Here is a 23,588-nt window from a genome sequence, read left to right on the forward strand (position 1 = left end):
GATCCAACCTTCCAATCTGAGGCCCCTCGCCGCCTCGGCAGTTGCTAGAAAGCGGCGCGTGCGCTTGGTCATCTGTAGTGAAGCGAGAAATTTTTTAGATCTGACAAAAAACGACCTCCTTTGGAACCATGGATCTGCCATGAGGTTCGGAAGGCTCGAAATCCAACAAAGGAGCCCGGCGTGGACCGTAAAGACCAAGATGCCATCGAAGGCGAGACACCCCGTCCCCTCATCGCTCCCGAAAAACCGAAGTTCGGCGGCGGAAGCATGTTGATCATTGGCGTCTGCGTTGCCGTGGCGGTGCTGGGTATATTCGTCGGAATGATTGTCGTCTATGGTGGCGCTCACGCTTTAAGTAATTGACGCGACACGTGGAAAAGTTCGGTACGACGGCTACCGGAACTTTCGTATGGCCATCTAGGGTCAGGACTCGTTAAATCAAAGCCAGAAGATCACGGCTGCAGCGATGCATATGCTTGAGAAGAATGTGTGCGCGCATCGGTCGTATCGGGTGTGAATTCGCCTCCAGTCCTTGAGCTTGCCGAACATGTTTTCGATTTTGTGGCGCTTTTTATAGAGCGCCGGATCATACGGGATGGCGACCTTCCGGTTTGCTCGAGATGGAATGCACGCGGTAATCTTGCGGGCGGCCAGGGCTTCTCGAAACCAGTCGGCGTCATAGCCCTTGTCGGCCAGCAGGGACTTGGCCTTGGGAAAGGCGGGAAGCATCTTTGCCGCCCCTTTATAATCGCTCATCTGCCCTTCGCTCAGAAGCAGGATGACGGGTCGACCGTGACCATCGCAGACGGCATGCAGCTTGGAGTTCAGTCCGCCTTTGGTCCGCCCGATACGTCTGGGAACATCCCCTTTTTTAGCAGACTGGCTGCGGTGCGGTGGGCCTTCAAGTGTGTGGCGTCGATCATCAGTTGTTCGGGCTTGCCGCGCCTGGCGGTCAGTTCGGCAAGAATCCGGTTGAATACGCCCAACCTGCTCCAGCGGATAAAACGGTTGTAGATCGTCTTGTGAGGACCGTATTCCCTTGGTGCGTCGCGCCAGCGCAGCCCGTTGCGCAAGACGAAGATGATACCACTCAAAATCAGCCGGTCATCAACGCGCGGAACGCCGTGGGATAGCGGGAAATACGGCTCGATGCGGCGCATCTGCGCCTCCGACAACAGTAGCAAGTCACTCATCGAAGGGCTCCTTTCGATACAAATGAATCAAAGCCCCGGCCGCTACGCAAGCTATTTAATAGGTCCTGAACCTAGTTCGCAGACCGCCGCTGCCGCGCCCAGTTTCCGTCCCTTGCTAAGACGTATCCCACGGCGATGGCAGCGACACTGTCATTCAACCGAAGCCCTAAGATTTGGCTCGCTTCACGGGGCTCCCTTTTGACAATCTGTTGATCGCCGGTCGGTTTGCTAGGCCGATCCTTCGACTTATAGTTACTCCAGAGATGCGAGAGCGGCTTGTCGCTCCCGGCACTATGAAATCTGGCAATTGGCTCGTCGCCGCGTGAACCGAAGCTACGCGGGCATCTCGTTACAACTTAGGCAATAGCATACGGGACAGAATCGCTGCGCCTACGAGCGTCACTGCTCGATTGCATCTGCAACAACATGCCCGGAACGGATGCCGCGGAGCCCATTCTTACGAAACCGCTCTGCACCGGCTTTCGTCATGGTACTCCATGTCATTGATTGTCGCACAAGTTTCCTCGCCTGCTAGACGTTAGCCTTGATCATGCGGATTTCAGCAATACGAGATACTTGCCGTGCGACCACGCGGCCGGGAGGCTTGGCATGGGGATGGTCGAAGGACAGCGGTTCCCGCCCCCCCCGCTTTGCCTTCGGCTTTCGCAGGATGCAAGTGCGTTTCCAAAAAATCCGACGTCTACATTCAGCGGACAGTAGTGGCACTGCGACCGAGAGGTTCTTTATGCAGGCCGGAACGAGCGGGCTATTGCGAAGTATAAGGTTGCGATGCGAAGAATGCGCGTCGGACGGAAAAAATCTTGCTTGAACTTTAAATGTAAAGCCCAATGGAGAGATAATGCTGACGATTGCCTGGACCGACAACGCTACGACGGCCTAGCAGCGTACGGTCGGTCAGCAGGTCATAGTGGAAAGAAGATGGACCGCGACGAGGATAAGCCGATAACTGCCTTCATAAAAGAACTTGCGCGCTACCAAGGGCAGATAGATGCCGCAATTGGAGATACGAGCGGGAGTGTCGATACTTATCGTATTGATCCATCGGCAGAAAACGAGAAGCAGGTCATTGACAAAATGATCCGAACACTGGAGGCCTTTAAGGCGAGGGATAAATGGCGACAAAGGGAGAGTTGATTGTGCTGCCTGCGTCCGTCAGGAACGACGAAGGCGAACTGGTGCCAGCGTTCGATACTCGGTAGGTGGATACAGAGGAGAGAGCCATGCGCGAAGCAATGCTCATCACCGACCACTTTGCCAGCGCTGTGGCTTGGCGCCGCGATGCGGATCGCTGGATCTGCGGGTATGGTGGTCCGGGTGGTAATTTTCCAAGAGAGCGAAATACCCGGCCTGGAATAGATCCGTGAGTTCGACTAACGATTTTATCGCTGAGTTAGTGCGCGCCGCCAACCAGGTCGGAAAGATTGGTTGCAATGAGCAGCGCCGTCTTCTGGAACGGGCTGTGACAACGATAAGGGATATGCGTGAATCGATTGGCATTCCGCAATCGGCCAGATGCCACGATTTTCTCGCGGACCTGAAGATACTGGCTGTACAAGTCGATGCAGTACCGGTTTCGACTGATGAAGTTCGTGAGGCACTGCTAAAGGCTGCGGGGATGATACGTGACCTGCATATTGTAATAGACAGCGGTGTTACTTTCAATTTCCGCTAGCCCGGCGTTCAAACACAGCTGTTAACCTTCGGAACGCTCAATAGTCCGATTGCGGCGCGATGACGAAACTGACCGGCTGCGATCGGACCGCAGGTGATCGGCACGCAAGAGGGGTGAAAAATTTCAGAGAGTTGTACATGACCGCCGACAGCTGGAACTAACTTGCGTCTCCTTTGTTTAGCACCGCCATGAAGGCGAAATTGGAAAAGTGAGAGCGCTGTTCGTGATAGTCGATGGAGCGGTGGGCCCCGAATTCGTGCTTTGGCTGGGAATCATGAAGCAATAACCGAAACGGTCGCTGCGGAATTCGGCGCTTGGATATCGCGGGTCTAGCACTGGTTTGGCCTTCTCGTTCCCACGCAATATCCCCCGGGCTATCTCAACCTTCGGCTTCGTCTGGCAGCTATCATAACATGCCGGCCTGTGCTTCAGGCGACAACGCATCGAGCGCCGACGGACGATCAGTCGATAATCTCGCCCATGCTACCTCGGAGGGTGTCGAAGTGGATGATAATCATGGTCCCTATTTAGAGGTGGCTAAGCTCGGTGAGCAGATCGCCCAAAAATATCAAATGGACGCTGGATTAGCGCTGGGGCCCCTGGTCTTACACTACCTGGACGAGGTCGATACGAATCTCGCGTCAGACAAATTTGATCATGCCGAATTCCTGGAAAGGATAACGGTTTTCCTAGAAGCCGCTTCATTCGAAGCAGCAGACGATCGACGTACGGAGTTTCTGGAGGCGGTGATTGACGGCTTGGCCTCGCGCATTAGAAGCACCTAATGTGATGTCTATGCGGTTGCTGCTCCAAAGTGCCCCGGAACTCATTGGCCACAGGTGCGGGGGAGGCTCGTCTTCCTTCGTGTTCTCTCGAACCGACGTTTTGTCTCCCGAGGCAGCTTGGCTACTTCCTCCATCACGATGAACGCAGTTGAATTCTGGGAACTGGACGCCGACCGATGCTAGCATCGCAGCGTGATTTCTGGACCTGTATCGCCTAGGGACGGGTCAAAGGTCTGGCGGATGGCCGGCGTGGAAACCGTATTACCGCCTAACTGGAACTTTTAAGCGGTGTCATAGTTTAAGGGTAGCCGCCGAGCCTGTTTCCGTTCCTTGCCAAGGCGTAACAAACGGCGCTGGTGGCGATACTGTCATTGTACCAATGTCCCTAGATTGAGGCCCGCTTCGTGCGGGCTGCTTTTTGACAATCTCGTGATCGCTGCTCGATTTGTTTGGTCGAACCTTCGGATGAGTCTCCCCGAGATACGAGAGCGGCTTGTTGCCCATAAGAACCGTGAAAACAAGCTATTGGCGGTCAGGGCGCGAAAAGAAGCCCCCCCGGGCGCTCATTTACCAATTCGATTACGCTTCATTAACCAGGGGCTGCGATGCTTAAGCCACTTCGCAGGGTGAGACATGAGAAGCTGGCGAGGGCTCGCTCACGTTACGCGTCGCGGGCCCTTTTCCACACGATGTCAGGATGGTGGGCTTTTATTTTAAGTGGGCCGCGTCCTCGCGAACGTATCTTTCCGGCGCTCCTCCCGACTTTTGACATCCAAGCCAGTAGGCCCGCATTACGTCGGCGGCGTATTTGCCGGGATCGTACCCGAACGGTAGATTTTTTTTGGAACGTAGTGCGAATAGTCGCTTGGTGAAGCGGCGAGTGAACTCGTCTTCAGTCATGACACGATCGACGTAGATCCGCGGCCTGGTGCCTATGGCCCGTCGATGAGTATCCCGCGGCGACGAGCAGTAAGGATGTCATCGTCGCTGAACGTGATCGCAGAAAAACCGTGGGCCTCGAGCTCCTTCAGTACGTAGGCCAGTTTAACCTGGTCCAGCCCGACAAGCGCTGCGTTCAATTTTTCCAGTCCGCCTTGCCTATAGATTGTCAGGTAATCCGCTACGTTCATGTCGCTCTCCTGAAGGAGCAGTATAGCAGACTTGGGACGAGGAGCTAATCTGCAACTTAGTGTCGAACTACGCGGCGGCGATCGATAAATAACGGACTTCGAAAGCCCCTACCCTTTCAAATAATACCCGGGCTCCGGCGCCTGGAGCTGACGGCGATCTCGCGACCTCGAGAGGATCTGCAAGATCGTCTGGCCTAGCGGCCCAATTACAAAATGCGATCTTCGAAGAAGGTCGCAACCCAACGACAGCGGACGAAGCGTCCTCAGCAACCCCTATCTCCATGACGATACAGATGAGCGACTGATCAGGCGGGGTCAACGGCTATCTGTTGGGCCGCCTGGATACCTCTACGCAATGAGCCGCAACGAGCCTTGGCCGTTCTTGGAACTTTGTGCATCATGGTGGGTTCGCTGGCAGGGAGTTTGAGACACACCGTCTAGGCACTGCCCACGTCAGCGCTATCGCAAAGTGAGGAAAAGATGGAGAATGCTGTATGGCTCTTCGCAGTTGCAGGCGGCGCTGCGGCACTTGGTATTGCGCTCGCAGTAGGAATGCTCAAGCAAGATCCTAAGCGGTCAAGGTTCGCGATATTTGGTGCGTTGGCAGTCGCGGTGCTTGCGTTGGGATTCGGACTGATTGTTTCGAACACTACGTCGACAGCGCCGTCGAACCCTCCCGATCCAGCTGGCACGCACTACGATGGACCCGCCCGCCCTTCCGATGAAAATGCGCTTCCGGGAACACCTACACCTACTGATAATAAGTAGCCCCTGAGCACCCAAAACTTTGCGTTAAGAGGGCTTTACGACGTTTATGGCCGGCAATCTCCGCGCAAGCATATCCATGCACGTTGCCAGCCTGGGAAGAACGCCGCTGATCATGTCGAGGACCAGCTCCAACCTCGACCGCGCCGACCTCGCGCGAATGATCGCAATTGTCGGCGAGAGATGATCCGCGAAATGCTCGACCAGATTGCGCCAGACTAAAGAAGTTTGGCCCGCAATTCGACGAAAGCGACAACGGCCAGGAGCCGAGGTTATCAGTCTCCGGCCACGCGACGGTATTTGCCATCCTTCGAAATGAGCGTATGAGCCCCGACGAGCTTCAGCACTCTTTCGGCTTTGACAATCCGATCGACTTCCTGCATGCGCTGCTTGGACATCGGCCGCTTCTTATCCGGGGAGCCAGTGTGATAGTCGCACATTTGCTCAGGAAAGCTTCCTATAAGACGGGCACTCTAGAATGGAACCGGTAGATTTCGAGCCTTTTCGTGTTCTGGTAAACCCACAGCTAGCGCTATTGCTGCGGCACCTGAACCAGAGATTTTTCAAGGAACCTCCGCGCGGCGTCGGTTTGAAAACGATGATTGAGGCTCGAGATAGAGGCCTTATCGAATTCGACATGGACCTCAAGCCTCTACGTGGACGCCTCACCTTCAAAGGTGGAGTGGCTAGGCACTATCTAAAAACAGCGCACGGAACATGAAGGTGACGGGCCTGCAGATCCAGCAGTTCGCGCAGGCATAGAGTCAACGGTGGAACGGGAGCGATAGCGCTTGGCGCCGTGTTAATTTCCCTTGGGACTTATCGTCGATTCATTACAATTTCGTACTTTAGTCTAACTCCGCCTTATCCCGGGCGCTCTACTATACGCCCTTGCTTAGGGGGCTGATTATGACGAAACCTCAGATACTTATATTTTTTAGCGCGTTCTTATGGCTTGCGATGATGCTCATTATGAACCTCGTCAGGCTCGGAGTGATCTAGCTGGTCGCCGGACATGAAACTATTCTTCGCTCCTACTCGTATACGATGGCAGGGCCTGTTCCTGTCAGGCTTGTAGGCTCGTCTTCTCACCCCAGACGGCGAGCCTATGGTTGCTTGCAAGTGGCTCTCACAATTTGATGTTAGGGTGACGCCTTGAGCCATCAACCTTCGCCTTGGCTATGTTTTTCCTAAGAGATCGATCGGGTAGATTATGCCAGAGAAAAATAACGGCATAGAGTTTTCGCTTTGGAAACAACGTCCCATAGCGACCGACCAGCGATAAACACCTGAAGCGTCCATCAACCGGTGCTCTGCATGATATGGCTGGCCGTCAACGATGGCTTGTTTGATCAGATGCTTCGTTTGAGCTCGATCTTCTTCATGTACGCGCGCAACATAGGCTTCGAAAGGTAGGCCGCGGGCCGTTTGCCTAGGATCGAGTCCAAATAGCGAGGCAACCAGTGTGTCTCCGAAAATAAGGTTGCTTTCAAGGACCCAGGTGAAAATCCCAGCCTCATTCGGTTCGCTTGGATCTTCCGCATGTTGTTGGTTTTCTAGTTCGACCAAGATCACAGGTTCCTCCCAGTGGCGCCTCGTTCTCGTCCACCACCACCTTCCCTGTCGCGGGACGCGAGGCGCTGAGTACTATCTTAGGTAGGACAGCTAAGAGAGATGCAAGTAGTCCTGCCTCTCAGCACCGGAAAAATGTTCCACCTCGCAATTCAACTGATAACATGTCACAATACGCACGCCGGAATATCCAAATCCTACTCGGACAGAGAAAAGACCCAACTCGCAGCAAGTAGTGTACTATCCTGACTTACGATTGACATCGGAAGGCGCCATGATGCGTGAAACTATTGTTGCCCGGTTGAAGCGGTGGAAAACCGAGCTCGATATGGCACGCCCATCGGAGGGGCAGCCGGCGCCTGTATCGGCATTATCGCAGCATATTAGCAAGGTTCGAGCAACAAAACATCAGATGCAAGGTGAGCAGGTGAAGACGGGGGACGTGGATGGTACTGACGAAAGCCACTGATAGTCGGTAAATACGAGTTGAGTTTAGGACGGTGTGCGCCCCTCCTCATGCTTTGGCCCCGGCGGCTGCCCTATCAGGGCGTCAGCGTGACCGGCACCGAAATTCTCGGGCAGCTATACGCTTAGGAGTGAAGGAACACCTTTCCTCATAGCTAGTTTGGCCGAAATGATACTCGCCCCACAAGAACGTGCCGCCATCGAAGGCAATGGACGGCAAGCAGGTCTGCAATTACGCGGCGCCCTGACGTGCCCGTACTTTGGCGACGAAGACAGGACGCGCTTTAACGCCTGGATGGAAGGGTACCAGCTCGGCGCCGAAGAGAGGCTCCGAGCTGATGGGCGGCTCCAACTTGAATAATCGGTTTGCAATTGATGCCTGGGTGTGGGGTTAAGCTTTTTCAGATGAAAGTCGGAACGGCTACATCAGGTGCATCAATCTCAAGGCCGCCACCATGGAAGCTGAAGTCCTCCTATCTGTCGACCGCAACTTCAAATCAGAAATCGGAAATGCCGATGTTAGGATTGTCGGATCCCTAGCCTACCACTTGTCGGCATGGAAGCTCCGGAGCAAATAGCACTACGCTTCGGTCACTTTATTTGACGGGGTGCTGACCCGCTAAACGAAGTTCGCTCATTCCTGCCGACCATCCTCGAGCATCATCCTGACGCGCGGACGGCGGTGATCAAAGGTCTATCCACCGCGGAACGTGCGGAAGTGGTCAAGCATACGCAGTCAAGATGGGTCCGCACCGCCACGGGGCACGAGGTCTTGTTGAGAAACACGAAAGACCGACGCTAAATTAGATCTTAGGGCGGTGGGAAGAGCCAGTGGGATCGCCTCAGCCTACGCCTTTAGGATAGATATCGCTTGCTGCGATTGAGCGTAATGTCGCAACCGAAAGTCGAGCAGCGTGAGAGCCTCGACTTGTCGCTAAGCCCGCACGGGGGTATGTGCGGGCTTAGCTTCCTCAGTCCACCAGCGATTGCAATAATGGGCCGCCGCCTTACCTCTTCAATACCGTCGAACATCGACGGCTGGGAGATAATCGCGCTCTCGCGCTATTGCGGAGCAATCTTATGACGACACCTGCATCTACTTTGACTCAGAAGCAGCGTCTTGCGATCTTCGAGGAAGGCAGAACAGCCGCCATCGAGGGATCCAGACTCTTCTCCAACCCCTATTTGCGTGACGATGGCGACCAGAGATTGCTGTGCTGGGTTGACGGATATCGGTCGGTCGTAAGTCGTTGACGTCAAAGCATGGGACGTTGGGATCGGTTGTTTTGTGTTTCAATTTTTGTCCCGATATGCGCATGTTGATTTTTCAGGAGGTCAAAATGCGTCTGTCAGCGCTCGTTGCCATGTTAGCACTCGCGGCGCCTTGTGCCGCGACTGAGACGCCAACGATTATTTCGCTAGATGATGGAGGAGCGTCGCAATCCTTTTCGGGCGTTTCAAGCGGTGGAGCGCCGACCAAGTTTAGCCTCAGTCCGCCTAGCGCTCGTTCGATCACCTTCACTCTGGAGAGCGTAGAGGATGGCTGCGGCGTGGAAATGCAGCGTTCGTCCCGGCTGGGTTACATGGCCGAGTTCGACAGGATTCCTGCGAAGCTAGTTGTTGCCGCCAAACAGGGTGAAGTCTTCATAATCTCCTTTTTCCAGAACCGTGCTGCTTGGATTGCTAAAAGCCCATGCTCTTTCTCATTTGAAGTGGAATAGCGCCGGATCGCAATAATCGTCCCGTGGCGACGCAGCTTGGAACGAACCGCGTCATCGATGCTTGGTGGTTGGGTTCAGCCCTCTTCGAGGCCAGGGGCTGTCGCCTACCCCACGACCAGCCTTTGATGCCATTGATCTCACGGCGCGGGGACAGCTACCCCCAGAACAACTCGTCTTCCTCAGCGAATTCTTCAGGCGTCCCACCGTGTTTTGAATATTCTAACCAATATCCTGCCGCCACGTCCTCGGCATACTCACCGGGGTTTCGCCCGAATGGCACTTTCCGCTCTGGAAGCACTTCGTGACAACTGCTTGCACGAAGCGACGATGGAATTCTTCTTCTGACATGCCGAGTTATATATCGCGTAATCGATGGACGATCGAGGCTCGACGGTAGAGCGCCGGCGGGGTTGATCGAGTGATCCAGGAAGGCTGCAGCAGGACTTCCGTCTAACGCGTTGAAAGATATCTTAAACTTTCTTTACGTAAACGGACGAGGGCCCGGATCTTACTGGGCCGCAGGATGACCGCCCGCTGGCCAATAGTGATGACGCAGGACCATTTCGGTTGAGGCTTCGAATGGCAGGGCAACAAGACCAATCATTTCAACCGCGCCAAACGACAAAGCTCGCAAATGATGGCGTTGCGGTGGGCTGGATCGGCTCGGCATGCTGCCGCACAGCACGGTAGGCCCGGCGCGCGATTGCGCCAACGCTTTTACGGTCGCACGACCACCGATCTCGACGGTGAGGACTGTGACAGGCGCAGATGGCCAGACGTCAGGCACGTGCGGCCTGTGGCCACGGTCGCTAGGTTGACAGGTCAGCTCCGTGCAAGGCGCAAAGATCATTAAGGAGTGCTAATTAACCACCGCACTGATGCGAGATCATGAGGGCCACGCCATGCAGTACGACTGGACAGGTGTCAGAACACGCCGGATCTGGAAGCTGAAGATGCTGGCCTTCACTAGCGGGGGGTTATTCGCCGCCTTCAGCTTTTTTGCCCTAACTCCAGGTTTTCAGTTTGCACCCTGGTTTGCCATGCCGTGGTGAGTTCATTTCTAAGAGGCTTCGACAAGAAGTGAACATGAAAAATTGGCGAAACGTCACAATAATCGTTCAAACGGCGGTGGTTGCTGGGGCCTGTCTTTTGCTGGGGTGGACTGTGTTCCAAATTGTCTCTTGGGTTGTCCGGTAACTGACGAGCGCTCGCATACGCGGGGTGCGGCAAGGGCTTGTCCTTCCAAGCATTCGCCGACTGCGGATTTAAACAGGCTGACGCGGCGACTGAAACGGCGCGAGCACACTTTATCAGCGGATAATTTTCCGGCTCATTGCTATTCTCGTTGAATGATTTTATTACAGCCATCATTGACCTACGATCGCCAAGTAGACACAAATGAAGAACAACTACGACGCCGTCGCGGTGCTTATTAGCTGCATCACTATGATCAGCATCTGCACGCTTGTCGGCTGGGCAGCATGTAGTACAGTCTTTTGGATGGCAGGCTGACTAATCAGAGCGAAAAATGTTCTACAGGCACCTAGACAATGCCTGCTGACGAAGAGCCGGTTCATTGGCGTGCGCCGGCTCTTCTTTCTGGTATCTTTACCACCGCGTCATAGGACGAGGAAGTCGCTGAAATTTAATCGCGCCCGACGTGTGCGCCTTGAAACCGGAAGGTGGGATGACCATCATCGGCCCGCCGCACCGCCGCCACTGAAGCGAAGTTCGCCAGCGTGCCGATGAACTTCTTAACCAAATGGCGCCGGACAACTGGCTGCCGCCTTCCACCTATTTCGCGTCGAACCACGAAGATCAATTAGATCGTCTTCAGCACAGCCGAAGTCCGTGCTGACATTGTGAACAGAACCGACACCGGAATCAGTGACAGGCGATCAGATGGAAGGATTGTCCGGTCCAATTCCGCCAGTGTAGTGCTTAGCCCCCGATCCGCAATGCAGGATGTTGATTCCGCTGCCGACGTCCAACACGTCGATGCTGCCGATCCCATTGGAAAACCGGTCTCTTCCGGCTCGTTGACGCTCTGGATGGGAATTTCACTTAGGCTCTAGATCCTCACGAGCTCATGGCTCCTGGCGCCTGCCAACCGCTTACCGCCTTAGAAAAAGGCACAAAGACGGTGAATCGTCGACGAGTTGTTAATGCCTGTTGCTGATATTTAGACACTGATTTGACCAACTTTAAGCATTTGGCAAGCAGGACACGCAGTGACGACCAGGGTAAGGACTATGTTCTACATCACCTGTTTGACGGTGTCGTCGTCGGGATGCGTCGGCCGCATGGACTTTATCAGTCGCTCAGAGCTTGTAGACCGCTCCATAACAACCGGCTCGATCGCAGCGCCTAGCTCGAAAACCCAACATTCTGACGAAACAGCGGTCGGTAATGCCGTAAGTGCAGTCGATCTTCCGTCCTTGGGTGGCAGCCACCTACCCTGGGCAAATACGGAGACAGGCAGCGCAGGGGTCGTGCAAGCGATCAAAGAAAGCAGTGAGTTTGGTCGCACCTGTCGCGAGTTTCGCACCACACGACACTCTTACGATGGCATTGCGGTTTTTCACGGCCAAACTTGCATGACCGGAAGAGGCAACAACTGGACGCTCACTGCGTTTGACAGACAAGGCTAGCGGAAGCTGTATGTTGTAGCTACATTGCGTTACCCTCTGCGCGATTTTCCGAGCTACCGAAAGCTTCACGCGGCAGAGGTTCAAGTATTGCCTCCCCCGCTGTCCAGCACCTTTCTAGAACAATCGGACGATCGCGACGTGCCGCTGATTTGGCCGTTGTAGCTATTGGGCAAGCGCCAAGCTGCCCGTTGCCTGACAGCTTCAAATCTGCTGAGATATGATCTTAGCTAAATCTGGGCATAGTGCATGTTTAACGAACAAGAACCCAACCTCATCACGTCCGCCAAAAGTGGAAAGATTGTCGTTGACGGCTATCCATTCCAGATAGAGATCTTCCGGATGGAAACTGAGGACCTGTGGACACTCGAGGTTGTTGATCATCACAACACCAGCCATGTTTGGGACGACCAGTTTGTATCTGATACGGACGCTCGGGACCTCGCGGTAAAAACGATTAGCACAGAGGGCGCTACAGCTTTCATTCACGGTAACAACGTAGTTCCGTTCCCAAAAATCTAGTTAGGTAAAACACCGTCGGTAAACGGACTTTAAGTTGCGGTTTTTCGCCCCCCGAGCGGAGAGAGCGATCACAGCGCAATCTAGCCAGACATGATCTTCCGCGTTTTTCGCTGATACTCAGGCCCTGCTGACGAAATCACCCTCAAGAAACCAGCTGTAAGTCTGGGCAATTCCTACCTCCAAACGAATAGAAGGCGCCCAGCCGCGCTGCCGCAGTTTGTCGTCACTCATGAGTTTGCGAGGAGTTCCGTCCGGTTTGCTCAGGTCGTGGACGATCTTACCGCGAAAACCAACGATGTCGCATACAAGTTGGGTAAGCTCCAAAACGCTAACATCGGCACCGGACCCGACATTGACATGTTCATCGTCCGAATAGTGCTTGAGCAGAAACACAAGCGCATCTGCGCAATCGTCGCAATGCATGAATTCCCGGCGCGGGCTTCCTGTCCCCCAGATTGTGATCTCCCCGTCCCCTCGCCTTTTGGCTTCGTGTGCCTTTCTGATCAGCGCCGGCAAGACGTGGCTTGAGGCGAGATCGAAATTGTCGCCCGGGCCATAGAGATTGGTCGGCATGGCAGAGATGAAGTCGTCGCCATATTGTTTGCGATAGGCTTGAGCGAGTTTCATTGCAGCGATCTTGGCTATTGCATACCACTCGTTCGTGGGCTCGAGCGGTCCGGTAAGCAAAGCATTTTCTGCGATCGGTTGTGAGGCAAGCTTCGGATATATACAGGATGACCCAAGGAACAGAAGTTTCTCGACCTGGGCCTCGTGGGCGGCCTGAATAATGTTGGTCGCAATCATCAGGTTGTCGTAAAGAAAGTCTGCGGGGAAAGAGGCGTTGGCGAGGATGCCACCAACCTTTGCCGCGGCAATGACGACCGCGTGGGGACGTGCCCGCGCAAGGAAGGCATCAACTTCACTTTGACGGTTGAGGTCCACCTCTTGCCGTGTGGCGGTGAGGATCTCGCAGTGTTCGGTGGCGAGCCGGCGCACGAGTGCGCTACCCACCATTCCCTTGTGACCGGCGACCCAAATTTTCTTACCGGCGAGCGAATAGGTCATCACTAGGTCTCTAGACTGACAGGAAGATCGAGGCCGTGGGTTTTCAGAAGGGCGTAGCGACGGGCTGCCTTATAATCTGAGGCGACCATTTCGCGGCACGTGTCTTGAGCGGAGATTTCCGGAGCCCATCCAAGCCGCTCTTTCGCCTTGGTCGCGTCACCAAGCAGGTTCTCGACCTCTGATGGCCTGAAATAGCGTGGATCGATGCGAAGGACGGTATCACCCACCTTAACGGCCGGAGCCATGTCGCCGCTGATTGCCGCCACGATCCCTATTTCGGCAAGGCCGCTCCCCCTGAATTCTATCGTCAGGCCAAGTTCCGAACCGGCCCATTGGATGAAGTCGCGCACAGAATATTGGACGCCTGTGGCTATGACAAAATCGTCTGGTTCATCCTGTTGCAGCATCAACCACTGCATGTGCACGTAATCTTTGGCGTGGCCCCAGTCGCGCATTGCGCCCACATTGCCCATGTAGAGGCAGCGGTCGATTCCAAGGGCGATGTTGGCGAGGCCACGGGTGATCTTACGCGTCACGAACGTTTCACCCCGCCGCGGCGACTCGTGGTTGAATAAAATCCCGTTGCAGGCATACATGCCGTAGGCTTCGCGGTAGTTGACGGTAATCCAGTAGGCGTAGAGTTTCGCGACAGCGTACGGGCTTCGTGGATAAAACGGGGTTGCCTCGCGCTGCGGGACTTCCTGGACAAGTCCATAGAGTTCAGACGTTGATGCCTGATAGAAGCGTGTCCTCTTGCTCAGGCGCAGAAAACGGATTGCTTCGAGCAGGCGCAGCGTTCCGAGCCCGTCGACATCCGCGGTATATTCGGGAGATTCGAAGCTTACAGCCACGTGGCTTTGAGCGGCGAGATTATAGACTTCGTCAGGCTCGATATCGCGGATAAGCCTCGTCAAATTGGACGAGTCCGTCATGTCGCCGTAGTGAAGTTTCAGGCGAGCGTGGTCGATATGCGGATCCTCGTAAAGGTGATCGATCCGTTGGGTATTAAAAGACGAGGCACGCCGTTTGAGACCATGAACCACATAGCCCTTCTGCAACAACAATTCTGCCAGGTAGGACCCATCCTGGCCGCTGATGCCGGTTATCAGAGCAACTTTCTCCCGACTTGAGCGCATATCCATCATCGGCTCCTACGTTGACGGGACTTGAGAAGATGCGCACGCGGCACCACACTTCGAATTCGAAGTCTGGAACCTTCGTCACGTGCCGAAGAACGAATTATTATGCACGCCTGAACATCTCTGAGGAGCGTGCGAGCACGTCTCCAGATATCGTCTGAGTAATCGCGTCCGGTGGAATGGCTGAACGTCCCTTGTCGAGGCGGGGACTACTTCTCATGTCGATGAGCGAAGAGTAGCCGCACGATAGGTTTTGCGTCAACTTGGCTCAGCTCGATACAATGTCGTTCCCCCTCATCCCTTCGACGGAACACGACTCTCAATGTGCCTCAAGGTTCGACCCAACGGGTGAATAGCCACCATCAATGCTGCAATATTGCCCATATGGAGTACGCACTGCCTCCCCTTTCGGAACAGTCACGGAGGTTGGAAGCTGAGAAAACCGAGACCCATGGATACGCGGACAAACTCATTGTGTGGGAACTGCGAAACGGCGCTGGTTGCCTAACCGCGCTACTCGTCGTAATTTCATGGATAGCTGCAAGTATCGCCTGGCACGCGGGTAGGCTGTCTCCACCTTTCGAAACGAGAGACCCTCCCCTCGTATCGCATAGACGCGATGCCTCGAGAGAAGGGATGCGATGTAGCGAACCAGGATCGGCGGCCTGCTCAATCCTAGTTTCAGTCAGCGAGGGTAATCGTTCGAAATTCTGCCAGGGATAACAGGCGGGGCTCAGCACTGAACACCAATCCGACAAATGAGGCTTCCAATTCCATCTGAAACATGGATGGTTAGCGGCCGATTGCTGTCAGCGGCGGACCACGAGGGGGAATTGATGCAGATTCGGTTGTTCGACGCTGTCGCGATCATGAGCGTGGCGACTGCCCTTGCCGCCTGCCAAGGCGACTTAGAGCCGCTGCGGTCGAGTCTTCAGGCCGGCATCACCCCGTCTGGCATGCTTGAGGGCAAAATTGGAACCGGCGCCCCGCAAGCGAACCCAAATCCTTCATCCCCGACTCAGCCTGTCGCGATTGCACCGCCGAAGGCTTCCGCTGGAGTTCCGGCGCCAGCATGCCCTGGTAGTATCGTTAAGCAGCTCATCGACCCGACTGCGCAGGACGTGTCTCCAGTCAAACTTACCTGCAGCGCGCAGCTACCGGCCAACTCCACTGTGACGCGGCAGATCGTCTTTGAAGGCAGCGCGGCAAATGGAGCCAGCCTCGACTGCAATGGCGGGCGATTGAAAGGGACAGCTGTAAAGGGAGACAAGGAAGCGGTGGTGGTACGATCGAAGAGCAACGGTTCATTCTACGAAAGGCCGGAAGGCATCGCCGTGCGGAATTGTAAAATCGCCGGCAGCGTTCGCATCTATGGCATGGGACGAAATGGCGAGGCCGACCCTGTCAAGCGATCATCGATGAGTGTCAACCACACGGCAGATGCTCAGGCCGCAGCCCCGAGTAACGTCATATTCGATCGGGTTGAGATTTTCGGTAGCGGCGGCGTGCCATTTTACGTTAGTCCCGGCGTCACCAATGTTACATTGACTAACTCAACTATCGCCGGCTCTTCCACGAGCGTCGTCGTTTATCTCGACGCCGAATCTGCCGGCGCAAAAATCACCAACAACATTTTCCGCGCCCGCACAAAAAGCCGCGAGGTTATCGCGATCGACGGCTCTGCGTATAACACAATCAGCGGCAACCGCTTTGACGACGCCGGTAATGGCGGCATCTTTGCCTATCGCAATTGCGGGGAAGGCGGCACGATCCGGCACCAGGCGCCGCAATTCAATAAAATCGAAAACAACACGTTTTCTTTGGGCGGCAGCAGCGATCCCGCGGTCTGGCTCAATTCCAGAAACGGCAATCGTTCCTACTGTTTCCAGGATCCCGAGCACCCTTTCGGCAGCAGCCTCACGCCAATGGACATGGCTCAAAACAACGTCGTTGTAGGCAACAGAGCATCGGGCAGCCGCGGTGAGCCCTTCCGCAACAGCGATCCGAGCAATACCATAACAGGCAACTCGCGCTAGCTCGTTTTAGAGAAGCTTTTCCAGCATTGCACAGTACGAAAAGAGTCGCCACGCGCACTACCCACATTTTTCCTGCTTGCTCATCGATCGGTGATGCACCATGGACTCATCGGTCGAAAAAGCCGTGTTCAATTCTTGCTTCGTCGTGCTATTCAGCCACCACATGCAAGCTGTAGCGGGACGAGCCTTGGAAAATTTCAAATCACATATGCGGGTCGTTTTTGCCTTCATCGTGCGCGAAATGGCCACACGCTATGGACGGAGCCCAGGGGGCTATCTCTGGGCGATCCTCGAACCTGTGGCCTATGTGGGAATGATGAGTGTCCTTTTCGGCGCCCTCGCAAGGGCTCCGGCACTAGGTACGTCTTTCCCGCTTTTCTTTGCTACCGGCTATATTGCATACAGTATGTACAACGGGATGGCGGGCTACCTGTCGTCGTCAGTCTCTGCCAATAAAAATCTGCTGCAGTATCCGCTGGTAGCTCCTATAGATCCCTTCGTCGGCCGCGCCATTCTTCAGGGTTTGACGTCGATTGTTGTTGCCACGGTGATACTTCGAGTTGCATGGCTAACGGAGCCACATCCACCGGCAATTGGCTGGGCTGCCCTGATCGAAGCGACAGGATTTGCGTGGATTTTGGCCAGCGGCATTGCCCTGACGAACATCGTTCTTTTCCAGCATTTCAAAATTTACGAGAAGATATTTGCAATTGTAACGCGCCCTTTGTTTTTGCTCTCCGGAGTATTCTATGTCCCAGAGCAAATGCCCCACCCACTTCGGGAGGTGCTATTATGGAATCCGATCACGCAGTGCATTGTGCTATTTCGGGAAGGGTTCTACGGTCCCACCACAACTGATGGCCTCGATATGAATTATCTCTTCTGGTGCGTTCTTGGGACCGCGTTTGTTGGTATGTTGACCTTTACGATGTGGCCCATCGGTCGCATCAGAGACTAATGTCGGGTAGTGTTGCGACCCCACGGCTATCCTGACAGCGTGCTTGACCTCCGTCCTTTTAGGTATGTTCGGTGCTTAATTTAATACGCTCCTCAGCCAATCTTCTGCGAACAAGAGGCTTGGCCTTGACGCCACGCTCGTATGTAATCGGCCTTCGGCCGTGGAAGCGTTTCATCGAATTTTGGCTCCCTGGCGAAACTGTTGTCCGCAAAAGCCGCTTTATTAATCAGTTGCACTTTTATGCGTTGATCGCGCCTTCAATTCTTTTCCGCCCAGGGTCGAAGATTTATGTCTGGGGCTACAAGGCCCCTGCCTTCGTCGACGCCTTTGCCGAGAGATGGAGCATTCCCCTTATCCGCATTGAAGACGGCTTCATCCGATCTGTCGCACTAGGGGCAATGCGCGTTCCTCCACTCTCGCTCTGCTTCGATATGTCGGGGATGTATTTCGACGCTACAAAGCAATCTGATTTGGAGCTTACTCTTGAAACGTATGATTTCGCGGCTGATGGAGCTCTGCTGCAACGAAGTCAGGAGGGAATTTCGAAACTAGTCTCTTCCCGTCTTTCAAAATACAATTCATCAAATGACGTAGATATCGACAAAATCTACGGAGTAAAAATGAGACGACGCATCCTTGTTGTCGGACAAGTTGAAGGAGATGCATCGATTGAAAAAGGATGTAGTCGAAAAATAGATAACAATGACCTGGTTCGAATTGCTGTCGAGGAAAACCCTGACGCGCAGGTGATTTACAAACCGCATCCTGAGGTACTGCAGCGTACCCGACCAAATCAATCAGATCCACGTGCTGTTAGCGACATTTGCATGGTCTTAGACCAGGATATCACACTTGCGGACGCATTTCGTACCGTGGATCACGTCTACACGATAACATCACTTGCAGGTTTCGAAGCGCTTATTCGTGGCATAAAGGTTACGTGTATCGGTATGCCCTTTTATGCGGGATGGGGCGCCACAGAAGATCGACAGCTGTGTCCGCGTCGAACAGCCAAAAGAACGCCGACTGAGATTTTCGCTGCAGCATACATCCTCTACCCGAGATATTTCAATCCATATACGAAGCAGGCTCTGACATTCGAAGATGCTCTGGATTTGTTGACTCGGTTGAAAGCCCGGCCTCAAGATTTCAAGCGGGAAAATGCCTAGCGACAAATTCCGCAGCCGCCTAATGAACCCTTGGCACGCCACTTAATTAGTGGATGGCAAACGGGGGCGTGCGCCTAGTTTCCAACTATGAAAGGCTTTAAGAATGCCGACTAACGCTGCCAGACGCACTTTGGTGATGATCCCTGCCCGCATGGCTTCGACCCGCCTGCCCGGCAAGCCGCTGGCGGATATCGCAGGCCTGCCGATGATCGTGCAGGTGGCAAAGCGCGCCGAGGAGGCCAAAGTCGGCCGGGTCGTCGTTGCCGTCGATGAACAGGAAGTGTTCGACGTGGTCAAGGCAGCCGGCTTCGACGTCGTCCTGACGGGGGCCGACCACCAGTCCGGCTCCGACCGCATTTACGAGGCGCTGACCAAAGCCGACCCGGACGCGAAGGCGGACTATGTGATCAACGTCCAGGGAGACCTGCCGACGATCGAGCCCGAGGCGGTGCGCGCCTCGCTGCGCCCGCTCATCGACAATGCATCGACCGACATCGCCACGCTGACGGTCGAGATCACCGACGAACACGAGAAGACCAATCCGAACGTGGTCAAGATCGTCGGCTCGCCGCTGTCCGACACGCGCCTAAAGGCGCTCTATTTTACCCGCGCCACCGCGCCTTACGGCAACGGCCCGCTCTATCACCATATCGGCCTTTATGCCTATCGCCGTGCGGCGCTCGAAAAGTTCGTCACGCTCGGTCCTTCCGTGCTCGAAAAGCGCGAGAGCCTCGAACAACTGAGAGCACTCGAGGCCGGCATGCGGATCGACGCGGAGATCGTCAATTCGGTGCCGCTTGGCGTCGACACGCCGGCCGATCTCGAAAAGGCCCGCGCCATCCTTTACTCCCGACAGCTTTGAACGAGTTGCCGTCAAACAACTCCCACGCGCAGCAAATCGTGGAAATGGATGATGCCGATCGGGCGACGGTCTTCGTCTACGACAAGCAGCGCTGCGATGCTGTGCTTGTTGAGCAGAGCCATAGCCGCCGTCGCCAGCGAATCCTTTGCGATCGTCTTCGGGTTCTTCGTCATGGTGTCGTCGACGAGCATCACGCCGAGATTGCCGTCGAGATGACGGGCAAGGTCGCCATCCGTCAGCACGCCGCAGAGACGTCCGTCCTCATCCAGCACGCCGACGCAGCCGAAACGCTTGGCCGAGAGTTCGTGGATGGCGTCGGGCATCGACGCGCCCTTGCGCACGAGCGGCAGACGATCCCCGGTATGCATCAGATCGCTGACATGGGAGAGCATCGCACCCAGCTTGCCGCCGGGATGGTAGACGCGAAAATCGGTTGCGGAGAAGCCGCGTGCCTCGAGCAGGGCGACCGCCAGCGCATCTCCCAAAGCGAGCTGCATCAGCGTCGAAGTGGTCGGCGCCAGTCCATGCGGACAGGCCTCCTGGGCCTTCGGGAGCAGCAGGACGATATCGGCCTCGCGTGCCAGAGTGGACACCTCTCCAGAGGTCATTGCGATCAGCGGAATGGAGAAGCGGCGGGTGAAGGAAACAATGCCCTGCAGCTCGGCCGTCTCGCCACCCCAGGAGAGCGCCAGCACAACGTCGCCGGCGGTGATCATACCGAGATCACCATGATTGGCCTCGACCGGATGGACGAAGAAGGCCGGCGTGCCCGTCGATGCAAGGCTTGCAGCGATCTTGCGACCGATATGGCCGCTCTTGCCGATACCGGTGATGATGACACGGCCATCTATACCGCCGATCATTTCGGCCGCACTGCGGAACGCTTCACCCAGTCCCTCACGCAGAGAACCTTCGAGCGCATCGAGCCCCTGTTTCCCAAAAGAAGTCGTCCGCAGCGCAGAATCGATTACGTCATGTTCTACTTGTTGAAGGGCTCGCTTTATCATTCGAAAGGTCCTATCTGAGATCTACACCGAGCGCGTCGCGCACTTCACGTCAGCCCTTTGCGACGGCATCAAGCGCCAGCAGCTTTTCGAGAAGCGCCGGCATGTCCTTCAGATGCACCATGTTCGGGCCGTCGGACGGAGCGTTGTCCGGATCCTCATGGGTCTCGATGAAAAGGCCGGCAACCCCGACGGCGACAGCTGCGCGTGCCAGAACAGGAACCATGGTCCGGTCACCACCGGAAGAACCACCCTGCCCGCCCGGCTGCTGCACCGAATGGGTGGCGTCGAAGATCACCGGCGAGCCCATGGCCGCCATGACCGGCAGCGAGCGCATGTCAGAGACCAGAGTGTTGTAACCGAAGGATGCGCCCCGTTCGCACAGCATGACATTCGGATTGTCGCTTTCGAGAAACTTCGCCTGGACATTCTTCATGTCCCAGGGCGCCAGGAACTGGCCCTTCTTGACGTTGATCGCCCGGCCGGTCTTGGCGGCTGCGACCAGCAGGTCCGTCTGGCGCGACAGGAAGGCCGGGATCTGCAGCACATCGACGGTTTTTGCGACCACCGCGCACTGCTCTTCCGTGTGGATGTCGGTCAGCACCGGAAAACCGAATTCCTTCTTGAGGTCGGCGAAGACTTCCATCGCCGTATCGAGCCCGATGCCGCGCTTGCCCGACAGCGAGGTGCGGTTGGCCTTGTCATAGGAAGACTTGTAGACGAGGCCGATGCCGAGCTTGCCGCAGAGTTCCACCAGGTTGCCCGCCATCATGAAGGCATGATCGCGGCTTTCCATCTGGCACGGCCCCGCGATCAGCGACAGTTTAGCCGTGTTAGAGAAAGTAACCTTGGCGAAACCTTCGCCGACGATGACCTCAGAATTGGGAGAAACAGGCATGTTCTATCCTAAAGGCAGGAACGAATATCTCACGGAATTCCGTAAAAAACGATGATTGGTGACGGCAGATAGCCTATCATCAAATCGAGGTCAAACATTGAGCCGTCTATGGAAGCGAGACGTTAATCACCAGTTGCCTACTAACCGTAGCCATTTCGCTTCACGCTCATTCAGCAAAAAATCGGCGTGTTAGCTATGGGCTCAATCGGATAGAGGATACACCAACATGACTGAACAGCCAGCCGCACAAGACTGACCGCGTGTTTTGTACTATATACCAGCCGACTAGAAAGCCCTCTATGCCGACCTTCAGCCTCAACCTAATTTGTCTGATTGCCTTAGCGCCCATCCGAATTGCAAAGAGTCTTTTTCTGAGCAAGATGCCTGCTAAACGTGAGCCGCCGCTCATTTTATTTGGATTTAGTCCCTGGAAGATTTTTATCCGCGACTGGTTTCCGCACCACCGCGTGATATTTACGCCCAAGAAGATGAGTGCGGTTGAATTCCACTTGCATTGGAGGTGGGTTATATCACAAGACGCGAGGACAAATGTTCTCGCGTGGCAGTACAACGCCTTGCCCCAAGTGAAGCAATTTTGCGGAACGAAAGGAATTGGCTTTGCTTACGTAGAAGACGGATTTATCAGATCTGTGAAGTTGGGAGCCTTGCACGTTCCTCCCATATCCTTGGCCTTTGACCGGCAAGACGTTTACTTTAACGCGAACGCAAAGACTGATTTGGAAAACATACTATCAGATTACGACTTCGATAACGATACGATTTTAGTGCATAGAGCACGTCTCGCTATCGAACAATTAGTCGCGACTGGCCTCAGTAAATATAACTCCGGAACTAGGGTAGAAGCTAAGACCCTTTACGGCCCGAAAACAGCGAAGAGAATCCTTGTCATTGGCCAGGTGGAGAGAGACGCATCGATTGCATACGGTTGCTCAAGAAATTTTAGTAACAACGACCTAGTTCGTTTAGCCAGAGAAGAAAACCCTGACGCCGAAATTATTTACAAGCCTCATCCCGAAGTGCTTCAAGGAACTGCCCCACGGGGATCGGATCCTTTTGAGGTGCAAAGCCTGGCTACTATATTGGAGGTGGATGTTAGCTTAGCTGACTGCCTCCAGACGGTAGATCACGTTTACACCATTACATCGCTCGCCGGATTCGAAGCCTTGCTACGTGGGATTACCGTCACGACTATCGGCTGTCCTTTCTATTCTGGCTGGGGACTTACCGACGATCGACAAGCGAATAGCCGCCGGTGCCGTAAGTTATCGGTTGAGCAGCTATTTGCAGGCGCCTACATTTTATATCCGCGGTACCTGGATCCAGACACTAAGGCTGAGATCGACATTGAGAGGGCGCTGGATGTCCTGTCTAAGATGCGTGCACAGGAGCCGGATTTGAAGATGCCACCCGCAACTCAAGCGCACGGGCCCAGTGGCACCGCGAAGTGAGCCATTGATTTTCTCGCCCTGCTGGCTAAAGAAGCCGATACCTTTGGCTATGGCGTCACGGGTCGAGAGCCAGGTGTTGCAAAGCTCGGGCATGATCCCCCTGTAACCCTCCCGCAGAAGACTGAAGACAGGGCTACACGATCGCCTCAAACAAAAGCAAAAGAGAAATGACGGTTGAGCGCACAATTATGCTATTGAAGTCCGCCACTAATCCGGCACGAAGCCTAGACGGCGCCGTTGCGGAAGCTATCGGTTGGTCGCGCCAGGTCGAGAAGAGGCGCGATTCTGAGAGCGGCGAAACTATCAAGACCACGATCTGGTTTATGGCAGATGGCCGCAAGGCCGCAAAGCTCCCCTACTATACGGCAAATATGCAACACGCATTCGACTTGGCTCAACAGTTCGCTCCAGACAACTTTGGAGGGTGCAGCTGGGAAGATGGGAAAGGTAGCGCTAGGCTTAACGATGGACCCTATGTCCAAGCAGCCACTCCC

General features: G+C 54.9%; 20 protein-coding genes. 12 read left to right on the forward strand and 8 right to left on the reverse strand.

Annotated features, from left to right (window positions below; genetic code table 11):
- The first annotated feature begins 180 nt into the window (after positions 1-180).
- Entirely contained in the window at positions 181-363 is a 183-nt protein-coding gene (locus BM216_RS27560) for a hypothetical protein (protein ID WP_093002647.1), read from the forward strand.
- Positions 364-438: 75 nt separating this feature from the next.
- Here the strand turns inward: BM216_RS27560 and BM216_RS27565 are convergent.
- A protein-coding gene (locus tag BM216_RS27565; RefSeq protein WP_093002649.1) for an IS5 family transposase occupies positions 439-1,193 on the reverse strand; the annotation gives its coding sequence in 2 pieces (ribosomal slippage) (positions 439-860 and positions 860-1,193; 756 coding nt in all).
- A 939-nt stretch (positions 1,194-2,132) separates the two neighbouring features.
- On the opposite strand from BM216_RS27565, the gene BM216_RS27570 reads away from it, so the two are divergent.
- The 3 genes from BM216_RS27570 (at position 2,133) to BM216_RS27580 (ending at position 3,671) form a co-directional block, all read left to right on the forward strand.
- Positions 2,133-2,348 (forward strand): hypothetical protein, encoded by a 216-nt coding sequence (locus BM216_RS27570; protein WP_093002651.1) that lies wholly within the window; start codon positions 2,133-2,135, stop codon positions 2,346-2,348.
- A 226-nt stretch (positions 2,349-2,574) separates the two neighbouring features.
- Positions 2,575-2,886: a hypothetical protein gene (locus BM216_RS27575; protein ID WP_093002653.1), complete on the forward strand. Its 312-nt coding sequence runs from the start codon at positions 2,575-2,577 to the stop codon at positions 2,884-2,886.
- Between the two features lie 503 nt (positions 2,887-3,389).
- On the forward strand, positions 3,390-3,671 hold the full coding sequence (locus BM216_RS27580) for a hypothetical protein (RefSeq protein ID WP_093002655.1): 282 nt from the start codon (positions 3,390-3,392) through the stop codon (positions 3,669-3,671).
- A gap of 932 nt (positions 3,672-4,603) precedes the next feature.
- Here BM216_RS27580 and BM216_RS27585 read toward each other — a convergent pair.
- The 3 genes from BM216_RS27585 to BM216_RS27600 all read right to left on the reverse strand — a co-directional run bounded on the left by BM216_RS27585 (position 4,604) and on the right by BM216_RS27600 (position 7,135).
- Positions 4,604-4,801 carry a hypothetical protein gene (locus BM216_RS27585; protein ID WP_093002657.1) on the reverse strand — a complete coding sequence of 66 codons (198 nt, stop codon included), beginning with the start codon at positions 4,799-4,801 and terminating at the stop codon, positions 4,604-4,606.
- 1,040 nt (positions 4,802-5,841) lie between these two features.
- Positions 5,842-5,964 carry a hypothetical protein gene (locus BM216_RS35115; RefSeq protein WP_280141712.1) on the reverse strand — a complete coding sequence of 41 codons (123 nt, stop codon included), beginning with the start codon at positions 5,962-5,964 and terminating at the stop codon, positions 5,842-5,844.
- A 781-nt stretch (positions 5,965-6,745) separates the two neighbouring features.
- Positions 6,746-7,135: a PAS domain-containing protein gene (locus BM216_RS27600; RefSeq protein WP_177230941.1), complete on the reverse strand. Its 390-nt coding sequence runs from the start codon at positions 7,133-7,135 to the stop codon at positions 6,746-6,748.
- 277 nt (positions 7,136-7,412) lie between these two features.
- Between BM216_RS27600 and BM216_RS27605 the strand changes: the two genes are divergently transcribed.
- From BM216_RS27605 to BM216_RS34235, 3 genes are all read left to right on the forward strand, one after another.
- The gene (locus tag BM216_RS27605) at positions 7,413-7,607 is read left to right on the forward strand and encodes a hypothetical protein (protein WP_093002665.1); all 195 of its coding nucleotides are present in this window, start codon (positions 7,413-7,415) and stop codon (positions 7,605-7,607) included.
- A 1,312-nt stretch (positions 7,608-8,919) separates the two neighbouring features.
- The gene (locus BM216_RS27615; protein WP_093002668.1) at positions 8,920-9,324 is read left to right on the forward strand and encodes a hypothetical protein; all 405 of its coding nucleotides are present in this window, start codon (positions 8,920-8,922) and stop codon (positions 9,322-9,324) included.
- A 902-nt stretch (positions 9,325-10,226) separates the two neighbouring features.
- Positions 10,227-10,376 carry a hypothetical protein gene (locus BM216_RS34235; protein WP_177230942.1) on the forward strand — a complete coding sequence of 50 codons (150 nt, stop codon included), beginning with the start codon at positions 10,227-10,229 and terminating at the stop codon, positions 10,374-10,376.
- 2,235 nt (positions 10,377-12,611) lie between these two features.
- Here the strand turns inward: BM216_RS34235 and BM216_RS27630 are convergent.
- Together BM216_RS27630 and gmd are read right to left on the reverse strand one after the other, a co-directional pair.
- Positions 12,612-13,559 (reverse strand): GDP-L-fucose synthase, encoded by a 948-nt coding sequence (locus tag BM216_RS27630; RefSeq protein WP_093002674.1) that lies wholly within the window; start codon positions 13,557-13,559, stop codon positions 12,612-12,614.
- Between the two features lie 2 nt (positions 13,560-13,561).
- Entirely contained in the window at positions 13,562-14,701 is a 1,140-nt protein-coding gene (gene gmd, locus BM216_RS27635) for a GDP-mannose 4,6-dehydratase (protein ID WP_244530355.1), read from the reverse strand.
- An 833-nt stretch (positions 14,702-15,534) separates the two neighbouring features.
- Here gmd and BM216_RS33700 point away from each other — a divergent pair.
- The 4 genes from BM216_RS33700 (at position 15,535) to BM216_RS27655 (ending at position 19,723) form a co-directional block, all read left to right on the forward strand.
- On the forward strand, positions 15,535-16,734 hold the full coding sequence (locus tag BM216_RS33700) for a right-handed parallel beta-helix repeat-containing protein (protein WP_143102875.1): 1,200 nt from the start codon (positions 15,535-15,537) through the stop codon (positions 16,732-16,734).
- Positions 16,735-16,834: 100 nt separating this feature from the next.
- Positions 16,835-17,692, forward strand: a complete 858-nt coding sequence (locus BM216_RS27645; RefSeq protein WP_244530356.1) for an ABC transporter permease — start codon at positions 16,835-16,837, stop codon at positions 17,690-17,692.
- A 125-nt stretch (positions 17,693-17,817) separates the two neighbouring features.
- Positions 17,818-18,861 (forward strand): capsular polysaccharide export protein, LipB/KpsS family, encoded by a 1,044-nt coding sequence (locus BM216_RS27650; RefSeq protein WP_244530357.1) that lies wholly within the window; start codon positions 17,818-17,820, stop codon positions 18,859-18,861.
- A 103-nt stretch (positions 18,862-18,964) separates the two neighbouring features.
- A complete protein-coding gene (locus BM216_RS27655; RefSeq protein WP_093002678.1) occupies positions 18,965-19,723 on the forward strand; it encodes a 3-deoxy-manno-octulosonate cytidylyltransferase in 759 nt (252 codons plus the stop codon).
- Between the two features lie 11 nt (positions 19,724-19,734).
- Here the strand turns inward: BM216_RS27655 and BM216_RS27660 are convergent, their stop codons facing one another.
- Together BM216_RS27660 and kdsA are read right to left on the reverse strand one after the other, a co-directional pair.
- Positions 19,735-20,730 (reverse strand): KpsF/GutQ family sugar-phosphate isomerase, encoded by a 996-nt coding sequence (locus tag BM216_RS27660; RefSeq protein WP_093002680.1) that lies wholly within the window; start codon positions 20,728-20,730, stop codon positions 19,735-19,737.
- Positions 20,731-20,779: 49 nt separating this feature from the next.
- A complete protein-coding gene (kdsA, locus tag BM216_RS27665; protein ID WP_093002682.1) occupies positions 20,780-21,625 on the reverse strand; it encodes a 3-deoxy-8-phosphooctulonate synthase in 846 nt (281 codons plus the stop codon).
- Positions 21,626-21,924: 299 nt separating this feature from the next.
- Here kdsA and BM216_RS27670 point away from each other — a divergent pair, with 299 nt between their 5' ends.
- On the forward strand, positions 21,925-23,094 hold the full coding sequence (locus BM216_RS27670; protein WP_244530358.1) for a capsular polysaccharide export protein, LipB/KpsS family: 1,170 nt from the start codon (positions 21,925-21,927) through the stop codon (positions 23,092-23,094).
- The last annotated feature ends 494 nt before the right edge of the window (positions 23,095-23,588 follow it).

This window comes from Rhizobium sp. NFR07 (assembly GCF_900111905.1).
Classification (GTDB): Bacteria; Pseudomonadota; Alphaproteobacteria; order Rhizobiales; family Rhizobiaceae; genus Neorhizobium.

What these genes read in the sequence shown, in the direction of transcription:
- BM216_RS27655 (WP_093002678.1), top strand. Translation starts at nt 18,965, where the DNA reads ATGCCGACTAACGCTGCCAGACGCACTTTGGTGATGATCCCTGCCCGC.
- BM216_RS27605 (WP_093002665.1), top strand. Translation starts at nt 7,413, where the DNA reads ATGATGCGTGAAACTATTGTTGCCCGGTTGAAGCGGTGGAAAACCGAG.
- BM216_RS27670 (WP_244530358.1), top strand. Translation starts at nt 21,925, where the DNA reads ATGCCGACCTTCAGCCTCAACCTAATTTGTCTGATTGCCTTAGCGCCC.
- BM216_RS33700 (WP_143102875.1), top strand. Translation starts at nt 15,535, where the DNA reads ATGCAGATTCGGTTGTTCGACGCTGTCGCGATCATGAGCGTGGCGACT.
- BM216_RS27615 (WP_093002668.1), top strand. Translation starts at nt 8,920, where the DNA reads ATGTTGATTTTTCAGGAGGTCAAAATGCGTCTGTCAGCGCTCGTTGCC.
- gmd (WP_244530355.1), bottom strand. Translation starts at nt 14,701, where the DNA reads ATGGATATGCGCTCAAGTCGGGAGAAAGTTGCTCTGATAACCGGCATC.
- kdsA (WP_093002682.1), bottom strand. Translation starts at nt 21,625, where the DNA reads ATGCCTGTTTCTCCCAATTCTGAGGTCATCGTCGGCGAAGGTTTCGCC.
- BM216_RS27660 (WP_093002680.1), bottom strand. Translation starts at nt 20,730, where the DNA reads ATGATAAAGCGAGCCCTTCAACAAGTAGAACATGACGTAATCGATTCT.
- BM216_RS27570 (WP_093002651.1), top strand. Translation starts at nt 2,133, where the DNA reads ATGGACCGCGACGAGGATAAGCCGATAACTGCCTTCATAAAAGAACTT.
- BM216_RS27585 (WP_093002657.1), bottom strand. Translation starts at nt 4,801, where the DNA reads ATGAACGTAGCGGATTACCTGACAATCTATAGGCAAGGCGGACTGGAA.
- BM216_RS27645 (WP_244530356.1), top strand. Translation starts at nt 16,835, where the DNA reads ATGGACTCATCGGTCGAAAAAGCCGTGTTCAATTCTTGCTTCGTCGTG.
- BM216_RS35115 (WP_280141712.1), bottom strand. Translation starts at nt 5,964, where the DNA reads ATGTCCAAGCAGCGCATGCAGGAAGTCGATCGGATTGTCAAAGCCGAA.
- BM216_RS34235 (WP_177230942.1), top strand. Translation starts at nt 10,227, where the DNA reads ATGCAGTACGACTGGACAGGTGTCAGAACACGCCGGATCTGGAAGCTG.
- BM216_RS27630 (WP_093002674.1), bottom strand. Translation starts at nt 13,559, where the DNA reads ATGACCTATTCGCTCGCCGGTAAGAAAATTTGGGTCGCCGGTCACAAG.